This is a genomic window from Algoriphagus yeomjeoni, from assembly GCF_003259505.1.
In the GTDB taxonomy this organism is placed as follows: domain Bacteria; phylum Bacteroidota; class Bacteroidia; order Cytophagales; family Cyclobacteriaceae; genus Algoriphagus; species Algoriphagus yeomjeoni.
This window is the reverse complement of the sequence record NZ_QLLK01000006.1, coordinates 247,950-259,855: the sequence shown is the minus strand read 5'-3', so window position 1 is coordinate 259,855 and position 11,906 is coordinate 247,950. Positions and strand designations below refer to the sequence as shown.

12 protein-coding genes are annotated in these 11,906 nt (G+C 40.8%); 7 read left to right on the top strand and 5 right to left on the bottom strand.

Translation table 11 applies throughout. The features are described from left to right. Window positions 1-2 precede the first annotated feature (2 nt). The 3 genes from priA (at window position 3) to LV83_RS12225 (ending at window position 3,327) form a co-directional block, all read left to right on the top strand. A complete protein-coding gene (gene priA / locus LV83_RS12235) occupies window positions 3-2,522 on the top strand; it encodes a replication restart helicase PriA (protein WP_262510739.1) in 2,520 nt (839 codons plus the stop codon). A 99-nt stretch (window positions 2,523-2,621) separates the two neighbouring features. After that, a complete protein-coding gene (locus tag LV83_RS12230; protein ID WP_111611814.1) occupies window positions 2,622-2,894 on the top strand; it encodes a DUF6364 family protein in 273 nt (90 codons plus the stop codon). Then, complete coding sequence (locus tag LV83_RS12225) at window positions 2,878-3,327, top strand: type II toxin-antitoxin system VapC family toxin (RefSeq protein WP_111611813.1); 450 nt, start codon at window positions 2,878-2,880, stop codon at window positions 3,325-3,327. The genes LV83_RS12230 and LV83_RS12225 overlap by 17 nt, the downstream gene beginning before the upstream one ends. Here the strand turns inward: LV83_RS12225 and LV83_RS12220 are convergent. The 5 genes from LV83_RS12220 to LV83_RS12200 form a co-directional block, all read right to left on the bottom strand. Then, on the bottom strand, window positions 3,322-3,708 hold the full coding sequence (locus LV83_RS12220; protein ID WP_111611812.1) for a helix-turn-helix domain-containing protein: 387 nt from the start codon (window positions 3,706-3,708) through the stop codon (window positions 3,322-3,324). The genes LV83_RS12225 and LV83_RS12220 overlap by 6 nt on opposite strands. A gap of 17 nt (window positions 3,709-3,725) precedes the next feature. Then, window positions 3,726-4,019, bottom strand: a complete 294-nt coding sequence (locus LV83_RS12215) for a type II toxin-antitoxin system HigB family toxin (protein WP_111611811.1) — start codon at window positions 4,017-4,019, stop codon at window positions 3,726-3,728. Between the two features lie 64 nt (window positions 4,020-4,083). Further along, complete coding sequence (locus LV83_RS12210) at window positions 4,084-4,929, bottom strand: alpha/beta hydrolase (protein WP_111611810.1); 846 nt, start codon at window positions 4,927-4,929, stop codon at window positions 4,084-4,086. 177 nt (window positions 4,930-5,106) lie between these two features. Next, on the bottom strand, window positions 5,107-6,180 hold the full coding sequence (locus LV83_RS12205) for an agmatine deiminase family protein (protein WP_111611809.1): 1,074 nt from the start codon (window positions 6,178-6,180) through the stop codon (window positions 5,107-5,109). Between the two features lie 6 nt (window positions 6,181-6,186). Next, window positions 6,187-7,062: a carbon-nitrogen hydrolase gene (locus tag LV83_RS12200; protein ID WP_111611808.1), complete on the bottom strand. Its 876-nt coding sequence runs from the start codon at window positions 7,060-7,062 to the stop codon at window positions 6,187-6,189. A 302-nt stretch (window positions 7,063-7,364) separates the two neighbouring features. Here LV83_RS12200 and LV83_RS12195 point away from each other — a divergent pair, with 302 nt between their 5' ends. The 4 genes from LV83_RS12195 (at window position 7,365) to LV83_RS12180 (ending at window position 11,791) form a co-directional block, all read left to right on the top strand. Beyond that, the gene (locus LV83_RS12195; RefSeq protein ID WP_111611807.1) at window positions 7,365-8,267 is read left to right on the top strand and encodes an NAD-dependent epimerase/dehydratase family protein; all 903 of its coding nucleotides are present in this window, start codon (window positions 7,365-7,367) and stop codon (window positions 8,265-8,267) included. Window positions 8,268-8,375: 108 nt separating this feature from the next. Continuing rightward, window positions 8,376-9,932, top strand: a complete 1,557-nt coding sequence (locus LV83_RS12190; protein WP_111611806.1) for an FG-GAP repeat domain-containing protein — start codon at window positions 8,376-8,378, stop codon at window positions 9,930-9,932. A gap of 95 nt (window positions 9,933-10,027) precedes the next feature. After that, a complete protein-coding gene (locus tag LV83_RS12185) occupies window positions 10,028-10,510 on the top strand; it encodes a thiol-disulfide oxidoreductase DCC family protein (RefSeq protein WP_111611805.1) in 483 nt (160 codons plus the stop codon). 195 nt (window positions 10,511-10,705) lie between these two features. Next, window positions 10,706-11,791, top strand: a complete 1,086-nt coding sequence (locus tag LV83_RS12180; protein WP_111611804.1) for an alpha/beta hydrolase — start codon at window positions 10,706-10,708, stop codon at window positions 11,789-11,791. The last annotated feature ends 115 nt before the right edge of the window (window positions 11,792-11,906 follow it).

The window sequence follows — 11,906 nt, the reverse complement described above, 5'->3', positions numbered from 1 at the left end:
CCTTGGAAAGCCTTTTTTCAGATCAAGATTTATTCCCACCGGAAAGCGGAAACAATTTCGCCGATATCATCCTGCCCGTCCCGATTCCGCGGATGTTCACTTACAGCATTCCGTATTCCATGCAGTCTGAGATTAACCTTGGAGCTCGGGTGATTGTGCAGTTTGGGAAGAAAAAAGTGCTGACTGGAATCATCGGAAAAGTACATAATAAGCCTCCACAGGCCTATCAAGCGAAACCAATTTTGGAAGTGCTGGATGATACGCCTAGTGTAAATCCGCTTCAAATCCGGTTTTGGGTGTGGATGGCAGAGTACTACTTCTGCCATATAGGGGAAGTGATGCATGCGGCTTTGCCATCTGGCCTTCGTTTGAGTAGCGAAAGCAAGGTGCAGCTCAATCCAAATTACGATCGGGAAACAAGCAAATACCCGCTTGATGATCGGGAAATTATGATCTTGGACGCTTTGGATTCCAAACCTGAGCTTTCCTATGATGACTGCGAAAAAGTACTTTCCATCAAAAGTATTCACCCCATTTTAAAGAGCCTTGTCAAAAAAGAAGCAATTCTGATTTTTGAAAAAGTGCAGGAAAAATACACTCCAAAGGTAGAAACTAGAATTCGGCTGACTCCTGAGATCGCAGAAAGTAAAAATGCATTACAGGAAATTTTTGAGGCCTTGGCTGGTAAAGCAAAACAAGAGTCGATTCTAGTTAAATACCTTCGTGACGTCCCGGTGATGAAGCTTCCAAAAGCTAATAACAACGGTGTCGACAAAGCGACCTTATTGGAAGAAGGAGATTCCGAGAGTTCGCTCAAAACTCTAATCAAAAACGGAATTTTCGAGTCCTTCAAAGTCGTAGTCAATAGACTAGCTGAAGAGGAACCAGAGTCAGAGCCTGCGCAACTTTCCACTAGCCAGCAAGCGGCTTTCGAGGAAATTAAGCATCAATTTGAAAGCAAGCAATCTGTGCTGCTTCATGGCGTAACTGGAAGTGGAAAGACTGAGATTTATATCCAGATGATTCAGGAGGTTCTGGATTCTGGCTCACAGGTGTTACTTCTTTTACCCGAAATTGCACTCACCACGCAGATAGTCACGCGACTGAAAAAAGTGTTCGGAAGCAAGATGGGTGTCTATCACTCCAAGTATTCGGACAATGAGCGAGTAGAAGTTTGGAATGGAGTACTAAGTGGAAGGTTCTCATTTGTGGTCGGCGTAAGATCTTCGATTTTCTTGCCCTTCGATAGTTTGGGTTTGATTATAGTCGATGAAGAACATGAGTCGAGCTACAAGCAATTTGATCCTGCACCAAGATTTCAGGCGAGAGATTCAGCGATTATGCTTGCCTATTTTCATCAGGCAAGAACACTTCTTGGTTCGGCAACTCCTTCTTTCGAATCTTATTTCAATGCCAGCCAAGGCAAATTCGGTTACGTGGAATTGACTCATAGATTCGGTGATGCCAGAATGCCGCAATTCCATTTGGCAGACATGGCAGCAGACAAGAGAAAGAACCTTCTCAAACTGGATACAACTCGCATTTTGCGCGAGCGAATCCAAGAAGCACTGGCCAAGCAAGAGCAAGTCTTGATTTTCCAAAATCGCAGAGGCTACTCTCCTTATATTCAATGCGAAGATTGCGGCTGGACAGGCCAATGCGTACAATGCGATGTCAGTCTCACCTATCATCAGTTCTCCGAAGAACTCCGCTGTCACTATTGCGGATACAAAGAAAAGACGCCTAGCTCCTGCCATGCCTGCGGAAGTACGCAACTCACTACCATGGGAATGGGAACAGAGCGGATTGAGGAATCTTTGAGTTTATTGTTTCCAGAAGCTAGAATCAGCCGAATGGACTTGGACACGACCAGAAATAAGCATGGATACCAGCGCATATTGGATGAGTTTGGGTCAGGAAATCTGGATATTCTGGTTGGAACTCAGATGATCACCAAAGGACTGGACTTCGGAAGAGTGACGGTAGTTGGGATTTGGGATGGAGATCGGATTTTAAATTTCCCTGATTTCAGGGCTGGGGAAAGAGCGTATCAACAAATCACACAAGTAGCAGGACGTGCTGGAAGAAGAGAAGCTCAGGGACAGGTGATTGTGCAAACCCGAGACCCTGAAACTCAGATTTATTCCCAGGTAATCAAGGGAGATTATTTTGAGTTTTTCAATCAGGAAATTCATGATCGGAAGAAATTCTACTATCCTCCTTTTGTAAAACTGGTAAAAATCACGACTCGCCATACAGATTTCAAAGTGGCAGAAAAGGCCGCACTAAATCTACATCATGGAATGGCCGAGATTCCAATCAAGAAAATCGTGCTTGGGCCGGAAAAAGGCATCATCGCCAGAATCAAAAACCAATATCAATTTGAAAGTCTGATCAAATTGGATCGAAGCAGCAATACAGGAGTGATCTTTAAAGAAAATCTGTGGAAAATCACCGAAGAAGTGAAGTCCAGACCTGAGTTTCGCTCGGTGAGATTCGTGGTGGATGTGGATCCTTCATAATGCAAAGTTACAAAGTTGTAAGGTTGAAAAGTTTTGTGTCAATGAGTTAAAAACAGATTATAAATTCATGCGTATATTAAGTAATCATACGCATAAAATATGAAGAAGAGACTTAACATTACCATAGAAGAGAATCTGCTGGATAAGATTAAAACCTATGCAGATCAGAATGAAACTAGTATTTCAAGTCTGGTTGAGGAGCATTTTGAAGCGCTAATCAAACCAAAGCCAAAATTGAAAAATGGAATGAGCTTGGTGGAATACATGAAGTCCTTGCCTCCATCTAAGGTTGAATTTCCAGAAGATTACGATTGGAAAGAAGAATACTATAAGGCCAAGGCAAAAAAAATGGGCTATGAAGATCTTCTTTGATGCCAACATTCTGCTCGATTTTTTCTTGGAGCGAAGTCCGAAACAAGAATTGATTAATTCGATTTTTGAAAAATTAGATGGAAATGAAATTCAGGGTTTTGTCACCATCTCAGTTATTCAAACTTGTGCTTTTTACCTGAAGCAGGCTAAGGAGCTTTCTGTTTGTAAAGAAATAATAGGTGTGATTTGTGAGAAATTCACCTTAGTTGAAGGAAATCAAAAATCAATTCTTTCTGCGATTCAATCCAGTCATAATGACATCGAAGATTCCATACACTATTTCATTTGCCTTGATCACCACATGGATACGATTATGACTTCAGATCGAGATTTCCTCAAACTTTCAAAACCCTACCTTCCTGTGATTAGTCCTGAGGAATTGATTGAAAGGACAGAAAAATGCACTCCCAGATTAATGACTGAAAGATCATAAAACATTCTTTAAGGGGTATTCCTTAATCAACCACGCTGGAGGAATTTTCAATAAGTCACTAAACTTTCTAATCATTGTCAAAGAAAGTGACTGTTTATAATTTAGCACTTTGCTAACGGTTCCTTTATCTCCATATTCTTTGGCTAATGTTGTAGCATTAAAGCCAAAATCCTCCATTCTTATTTTAATCATTTCCACAGGATCTACATCAGGAAGATCCCATTGTTTGCTTTCAAAATCAGCTATAAGATGAACTAATAGCATTTTTTCCTTATGCTCTTTGCTACCTTTCACAGCATTCTTAAGTTCCTCATATCGGTTCACTGCTTTCTCGTAATCAGAAGAAGATTCTAGCAAGTACCAATTTTTGTCTGTCTGCATATTGATGTCTTAAAATTTTAAATGGAAGTGGCATCTATTTTATCATACTCGTTATGAGTTCCTATAAATCTGATTTCAACAATCTCATCATCAAAATCAACTTCAATTATTAATCGATATTTATTGCCTACAATTTTAAACCTTGCTCTATTTCCTTTGATGAGTTTAGCCGTAGGGAAACTATCAATTATATCTTTATTCTTTTTCCATTGACAACTTTCAACAATCACTCTCCATGTTGTTAAGCTTTTGCCCGCATCAGAATGCTTTCTGGCAAATGCAATCAATTTGGTTAGGTAGAGAATAGTCATTTTCACAAAGTAACGAAATTGATTTTAAGGAGTTGGCATTATACCAACAAAAAATTTCTATCATTTAATTCTCTTTAATAAATCTCAGCACATCCTTATACACGCTACTTCCAGTCCATAGAAACTGCGTAATCATGGGAATATGTTTTTTCTTCGGGTAGATTTTCACCTTCACATCTTTAATTCCCTTTTCGTCTATTCGTTTCATGAATCGTTCCCTGCCTGCTCGAATGCTAGGATAAGTTCTTTCCCCTTCCAAAATTAGCATAGGAGTCAATTCATCGGTTAAAAAGTACATTGATGAATATTGTTTCCAAATGGCTGGGTCATCTGTGAATGCATTTAGATACTTCTTCCCTTCACCTTCACTCGTTTCCTCCAAATACCCATACATATTTAATCCAGCTGGATCAAGTAAAATCGATCCTGCCAGTTTCTTTCCGTTCGCCGAAGGTTCTAATTTATCTTCTTTCACAGCAATCAATGAAGCCAAATGCCCTCCAGCCGAATGACCAGAAACAAATATTTGATCTGGATCCCCACCGTAACGTGCAATGTTATCCTTTGTCCAATTCACCGCTGCCAACGCTGATTTCTGCATAGCTGGAATCTCATAATCGGGAGACAAAGGGTAATCAGCAAGCACAACGACCACTTCTCTTCTAGCCAATCTATTTCCAAGAAAGTGATACATCTCCTTTTTTCCCGATTTCCAACTTCCACCATAGAAAAACACCAACACTGGAAGGTTCTCAGCTTTTTTAGGGGCATATACATCCAAATCCATGCTCGGTAAACCCGCTTGGGAATTGGAGAATACATAGTTGATGTCTTTTGTTCTGTGTAAATTCTGAAAAGCGCAGGAGCTCATCAAAAATGCTAAAAATAGCGCAGGAATTATTCGAAACATAGTTGACGATTTTCCTTATAAACGAACAAGAGCAGAAATTAAGATCGCTCTAAGCTAACGTCATTGCGAGGAGGTACGAAGAAGCAATCTGTTAATGCTGACTGGATTGCCGTGCATTGCTCGCAATGAAATTAATATTAACAGGCCTGACTGATCACTGCGACTGTATACCGCAAACTATACAGCCGGTTCCTGTTGACTCAAGCAATGAAAACTACCCAGCCCCCAAATAATATCTGTGCTATCAATCCCAACTACTTTACGATTAGGAAAGCAGCCAGAAATTATATCCAAGGCTTGTTGATCATTTTTATCTCTGAACGTTGGTACGATAACAGAATCATTGGCAATGTAAAAATTGGCGTAAGAGGCAGGAAGACGCTGATCTTCATAAACGACCGGGCCAGGCATAGGTAGCTCCACAATATTCAATTGTTTCCCATCCTCTAATCGCATTTTTTTCAGGCGATCTAGATTATCCTGCAATAACTGATGATTTTCATCAGCTCTATTCTCCTCCACCACAGTCACTACGGTGTCCTCATTTACAAAGCGAGTAATGTCATCAATATGCCCATCGGTATCATCGCCGACGATTCCATCACCTACCCACAGGATATGATTCACCCCGTAAAAGTCACAAAGGTATTTTTCAATTTGCTCCTGCTTCAAATGCGGATTTCTATTTTCATTCAGTAAGCAAGCCTCTGAAGTCAAGAGTGTTCCTTTTCCGTTGAATTCTACAGAACCGCCTTCCATCACCATTCCAGGTTTAAAGCATGGAATCCCCAATTCCTCGGCGATCCTGATAGGAATCTGATTATCCAGATCATGCGGCGGATACTTTTCACCCCAGGCATTGTAATTCCATTTCACAATCACCTTCTTCTGCTCAGCTTTTGGATTGATCAGGAAAGCCGGTCCATGATCTCTGCACCATGCATCGTTGGTAGGGAAAAAGTGAAATTTGATTTTCTCCAAGTTCACTTCAGCCTTTTCCAGATGTGCCAAAGCAAAAGATATCATGGCCTCATCTGCCACGTTGATATTTACCTTTTGACCATTGGAAACCTCCTTGATAAAAAGAGAATATGGGGAATAAATCGTATCGATTTTTCCCGGCCACGAAGCTTCCTTATGTGGCCAACTAAGCCACATGGATTCCTGAGGAGCAAATTCTGCGGGAAAATAATATCCCAGTTCAGCAGGAGTTTTTGTACCTGACTTGGCAATTGAAAAGATATCTGTCATGAATGGTTATTCTTCGTCCAAGTATCGCTTGGTGATTGGCTGATAGGAATCAATTCTACGGTCTCTCAAGAAAGGCCAGTGCGTCCTGTATCTATCAGATCCGGCAAAATCAAGTTCTTCCACATGAATTTGCTCCTCCTCATGGGAAGCTTTAAAAACTACTCTTCCAAAAGGATTGGAAACAAAAGAACCTCCCCAGAATTTCATATCTCCCTCAATTCCGCAACGGTTTACTGATACAACTGGGATTCCATTTGCCACGGCATGAGAGCGCTGGATTGTTTGCCAAGCTCCGTACTGCTCGTCATTGGTCAGTCCATCCTGATCCTTGTGCCAACCTATAGCCGTTGGATAAACTAGGAAGTCCGCTCCTTTCAAAGCCGTGATTCTGGCTGCTTCCGGATACCACTGATCCCAGCAAATTAGTACACCTATGTTGCCAAACTTCGTTGGGAAAACCTTATATCCTAAATCTCCAGGTGTGAAATAAAATTTCTCAAAGTATCCTGGATCATCAGGGATATGCATTTTCCGGTATTTGCCAAGGTAAGTACCATCTGCATCCAAAACTGCAGTCGTATTATGGTAAAGTCCTTCCGCTCTTTTCTCAAAAAGTGAAGCCACGATCACAACCCCAAGCTCCTTTGCCAAAGCTCCAAAGGTATCCGTAGACGGACCAGGGATGGATTCAGCTAGTTTGAAGTTTTCATAGTCTTCTACATCACAAAAATATAGAGAACGGAACAGCTCCTGAAGTACAACCACCTGGGCTCCCTGAGCCGCAGCCTCACGCACACCGGTAATTGTTTTTTCAAGGTTATTTGCCACATCAGCAGAACAACTCAACTGGACCAAGCCCACTTTTACAGTTTTATTTGCCACTATAGATTCGTTTTAAGATTAAGGATACAAAGATACTTTTGCCTGTTGCCAATGCCAAATATGAAAGTTCAAATTCACAATTGAGTAATTTGACAGGCAAGGGCTAGAATAACGGAAGAAGGTTGAAAAAGATTCAGTGCCTGAAATTTCACTAAAGAGGTAAATCTAAGTTCGCTTTAGCCAGCCTCTACGCTAACTAATTCAATTCTTCCTAACTTGGAATTTGATAAGATGAGTTTGAAATCAAAATCAATTTTATCACAAACAATTGAAAAACAATAAAAGGTAAATTTTAACCATACATGAAGAAAATGCGAATATTTTTCACTGGAGGATCAGGAAAAGCTGGAAAACATGTCATCCCTTACCTGCTTAATCAGGGCCATAGCGTGATGAATGTTGACTTAAAACCGCTGGATCATCCGGGGGTTGATAATTTGATTGCAGACATCACAGATTCCGGACAAATGTTTAATGCGATGAGTTCATACGCCAACTTGGAGGAACTGGAACCTGGAAATGGTGTGCCAAAATTCGATGCTGTGGTGCATTTCGCCGCAGTTCCAAGAATCCTCATCAATCCGGACAATGAAACTTTTCGAGTTAACACCGTAGGTACGTACAACGTGATAGAAGCCGCTGTAAAGCTGGGAATAAAGAAGGTGGTTATTGCTTCTTCAGAGACTACCTACGGGATCTGTTTTTCAGATGGAAAAACTGACCCCAAATCACTTCCATTGGAAGAAGATTATGATGTGGATCCTATGGATAGTTATGGTATTTCAAAGGTGGTGAATGAGAAAACCGCGCGAGGATTTCAGCGGAGATCAGGAATAGATATTTATGCCCTACGTATAGGGAATGTGATCGAGCCGCATGAGTATGCGGAACTTTTCCCTCATTATTTCAAAAATCCAGAAGTGCGCCGCAGGAATGCATTCTGCTATATAGATGCCCGTGATTTAGGCCAGATTGTGAATTTATGCCTGCAAAAAGACGGTTTGGGTTTTCAGATTTTCAATGCAGGAAATGACCATAACGGTGCAGTAATCCCAACCAAAGAACTGGCAGAAACCTTTTTCCCTGGTGTGCCAATTACACGGGAAATGGGAGAACATGAAGCTTTGTTTTCAAACCTAAAAATCCGTGAAGTGCTAGGCTTCAAAGAGCAGCATAACTGGCAGAAGTATGTGAAATGGGAGTGAATAATAGGCGCGTATTCGAAAACTAACGAAAACCCCACTTGGCAATTTGTTCCAGCTATTGAGCAATCAGAATCTTCTCCTTCATAATAATTTCGATACAGGTAGGAAATGTCTCTTTTTCGAAAATCTTTTTTCCTAGGATCTCTCTCCATTCTGGGGTGCTGCATAGCTCAAGCTCAAGAGGAAGCCTCGCTAAAGGGGAAAATGCTGGCGGAAAGCTACTGCGGCTCCTGTCATGCTTTTCCCTCTCCTTCCATTTTGCCTCAGGCTATTTGGAAGCAGCAGGTACTTCCTCAAATGGCAGCAATGATGGGGATAAAAGCTGCGCAGGATACTTTGGGGGTTTATGAGAACAAATCCTCCGAGGAAATCTATACTAGCAAAAAACTTGGCGTTTATCCCTCCTCGGCTACGGTCAGTGTCGCCGATTTTCAAGCGATTGTGGATTTTTATAGTACAGAAGCTCCTAAGGAGTTGCCTTTACAAAACCCAAAAGAAAATCCTGAACCTCTGCAGAACTTTACCGCAAAAAAGCTTTTCATAGAAGGCATACAAAGCCCAAAAACTAGCTTGGTGGCGATCAATGAGGAAAGATCTGAGCTATTTATTGCCGATGCCACTGCAAATCAACTCTATGTAAAGGTTCAGACGGATGAACTTTACACCCTTCCCCAGACTGCCAGTCCAGCAGTAGATTTCATTAAAAAAGCACCCAATATTTTCAATATTATTTCCATTGGATCCATTGCTCCAAGTGATCTTTCTCAAGGAGGACTTTATGAAATGGATTTGAATTCTGATAGTTGGTCTCAAGTGCTGGATCAGCTACCTAGACCAGTATTTGGAGTTTGGGAGGATCTAGAAAAGGATGGCAAGCCTGACTTCTTGCTTTGTAATTATGGGCATCATGGAGGAAATATCTCCGTTTATCCAGATGGAAATTTAACTGCTACTCCTATTGAGCTTGGTGGAGCCGGCGCTAGGAAAATAGAAGTTGCCGACTTAAATCAAGACGGAAAATTGGATATTATAGCGCTTTTCTGTCAAGGAAATGAGCGAATTTCTGTTTTTTACAATCAAGGAAATGGTCAATTCGAGGCTGAGAAGATTTTGTTGAAATTCTCTCCTGTGATGGGTTCTAGTTATTTCGAACTGCAAGACCTGAATGCAGATGGAGAACTGGATTTGCTTGTTAGCAATGGAGATAATTGGGATTATTCGGCTGTTTCAAAACCTTATCATGGATTCAGAATTTATGAAAACAACCGGAATGGTACTTTTGAAGAGACTTGGTTTTATCCTCAATATGGGGCAGCCAAAGCAATGATGTTGGATTTTGATGCAGATGGAGATTTAGACTTTGCTACCATTGCTTTTTACGATGAGCTTGAGAATCCTAAACATCAGTTTTTACTTTTTGAAAATGTAGGAAATATGACTTTCCAACCCAAGTACATTCCTGAAGCGGCTTTAGGAAAATGGATGACTTTGGATGTGGGAGATCTGGATGCCGATGGGGATAAAGATATAGTCCTAGGCGCGTATCTGCATAACACCTTAGAATATACAAAGCTGGTTATTCAGGGAATTGAGGAACTTCCAAGCGTGTTGATTTTGGAAAATACTCTGAGAAGCTTGAAAGTGGAGGATGGTTATAATCAATAGATATTTACAGCTGTTTACTATTAAATAAACAGCAACATCATTTAGCCATTATACTCGTAGAATTAGTATTAAATCTTTTTCAAAAAGTAGTATACATGTTCACCAAAATCCATAAGACTACCCACCCACCCGATCAGCCCCTATTTATCTGGGATGGAGAATGTGGATTTTGCAAATATTGGATCATCGTATGGAAAAGCAAAACAGAAGGTTTGGACTACATGACCTTTCAGGATGCCGCTTCTAAGTTTCCTGATATTTCGCTTAAAGATTTCAAAAAAGCATCTCGATTGATCGAGAGCGATGGTTCAGTATTTAGTGGTCCAGATTCAGCATTCCGAACTTTTTACTACTTCAAAAAACCTAAAAAGCACTGGCATCAATGGTATAAATATTCACCAATCTTCCAAAAGATCAGTGATCACACCTACAATTGGATTGCCAAGAACCGTCCTCTAATGATGAGGTTGACTTTGGCATTTTGGGGTAAAAATCCGCTGAAAAGAAAACCTTACTGGTTGCTTTGGGTCATTGGTGCTGCGACAATTGCCTTTTACATAATGAGCGTTTTCAGTTGAAAATGCTTTAACCAAACAGTCAATGCTATTTAGGGAAGTACACTGAGGCCGCTTCGGTCATCTAGCCTGATGAGCAAAGACATAATATTTTGAATAGTTAGGGATTTATTCTAAGAAATTTTAAAGTATATAAAACATAAGAAATTAAATGTTGAACTTAGATTAGATCCAGTGAATCTATAACAACATATTACTATGAAAAAGATAGTATTCAGCCTATTCCTTCTTAGCATTTCTTTCGCAGGTATTGCTCAGGGCAACTTAGAAAGGCGGGAATTTCTTGCAGCTTCTTTACAAAACAATGAAGCAGGAGAAGATCCCTTACGCCAATTATCAATCTACTTGCCTCAGGGCTATGAAAATGGAAATCACCGCTACCCGGTAATCTATGTTCTGCATGGATATGGAGGCACAGACACCGTGATGATGAGTGTGTGGATTGATTTTAAGCGATTACTCGATGAAGCCATCAAGACTGGTAAGATGCGACCTATGATCGTGGTTGCTCCAAATAGCAACACGCGGATGCAGGGTAGTTTTTACACCAACTCAGAAGGTTCAGGAAATTGGGCAGATTACATCGGTAAAGATGTAGTCCAATATATGGATGAGAATTTCAGAACTATTCCTGACCGTGCCAGTCGAGGGTTGTGTGGGCATTCGATGGGAGGAAATGGTGCGCTTAAGGTAGGGATGTTGTTTGCGGACACATTCAGCGCTGTTTATTCACTCAGTCCTGCTGTTTTGAATTGGCATGGAGATTTTTCTCTTTCCAACCCTGCATTCAAGCGCATCAGCCAACTGAATGATGAAGAAGCGATACTACAAGGCCTGGCAGAGTCTGGTCAAACTGGTGAATTCAATGGTTTTTTTGCGGCGGTATTCACTGCGATGGCACGGGTTTATTCACCGAACATTTCAAATAAGGAGCTAAAAGCAGATTTTCCCGTTACATACCTAGATGACAGTGTGGTTTACAATTCGGAAGTAATCAGAAAATGGGAAGCAGAGTTCCCTTATTACATGATTGATGACTATCTCCCCCAGTTGAGAAGCCTTACAGCATTGAAAATAGATTGGGGTCGGAATGAGGACTTTTCCCATATCCCTTACACCAGTTTAGAGTTCAGCAAGAAATTGGAATCGTACCGAATCCATCATTTTGCTGAAGAATACATTGGCGACCATGGAAATATGCTGGATGGTTTCGAAGGAAGGATTTTCACCGAGCTGTTGCCATTTTTCAATACCTATCTGAATGGACAAACTCCTTCAAATTAAAATGAATAGTTTCAATCTGAAGGAGTTTTTTGGAATGTGTCAACCCTACTTATTTAGAGATACGACAAATTTTGAAAATGGAATGGCCATCTGGACAAACCAATTTTTCGGAACC

Excerpts from the sequence above, each read along its gene's own strand:
- LV83_RS12225 (WP_111611813.1), top strand. The coding sequence starts at position 2,878 with ATGAAGATCTTCTTTGATGCCAACATTCTGCTCGATTTTTTCTTGGAG.
- LV83_RS12185 (WP_111611805.1), top strand. The coding sequence starts at position 10,028 with ATGTTCACCAAAATCCATAAGACTACCCACCCACCCGATCAGCCCCTA.
- LV83_RS12220 (WP_111611812.1), bottom strand. The coding sequence starts at position 3,708 with ATGCAGACAGACAAAAATTGGTACTTGCTAGAATCTTCTTCTGATTAC.
- LV83_RS12230 (WP_111611814.1), top strand. The coding sequence starts at position 2,622 with ATGAAGAAGAGACTTAACATTACCATAGAAGAGAATCTGCTGGATAAG.
- LV83_RS12195 (WP_111611807.1), top strand. The coding sequence starts at position 7,365 with ATGAAGAAAATGCGAATATTTTTCACTGGAGGATCAGGAAAAGCTGGA.
- LV83_RS12215 (WP_111611811.1), bottom strand. The coding sequence starts at position 4,019 with ATGACTATTCTCTACCTAACCAAATTGATTGCATTTGCCAGAAAGCAT.
- LV83_RS12190 (WP_111611806.1), top strand. The coding sequence starts at position 8,376 with ATGTCTCTTTTTCGAAAATCTTTTTTCCTAGGATCTCTCTCCATTCTG.
- LV83_RS12210 (WP_111611810.1), bottom strand. The coding sequence starts at position 4,929 with ATGTTTCGAATAATTCCTGCGCTATTTTTAGCATTTTTGATGAGCTCC.
- LV83_RS12180 (WP_111611804.1), top strand. The coding sequence starts at position 10,706 with ATGAAAAAGATAGTATTCAGCCTATTCCTTCTTAGCATTTCTTTCGCA.
- LV83_RS12205 (WP_111611809.1), bottom strand. The coding sequence starts at position 6,180 with ATGACAGATATCTTTTCAATTGCCAAGTCAGGTACAAAAACTCCTGCT.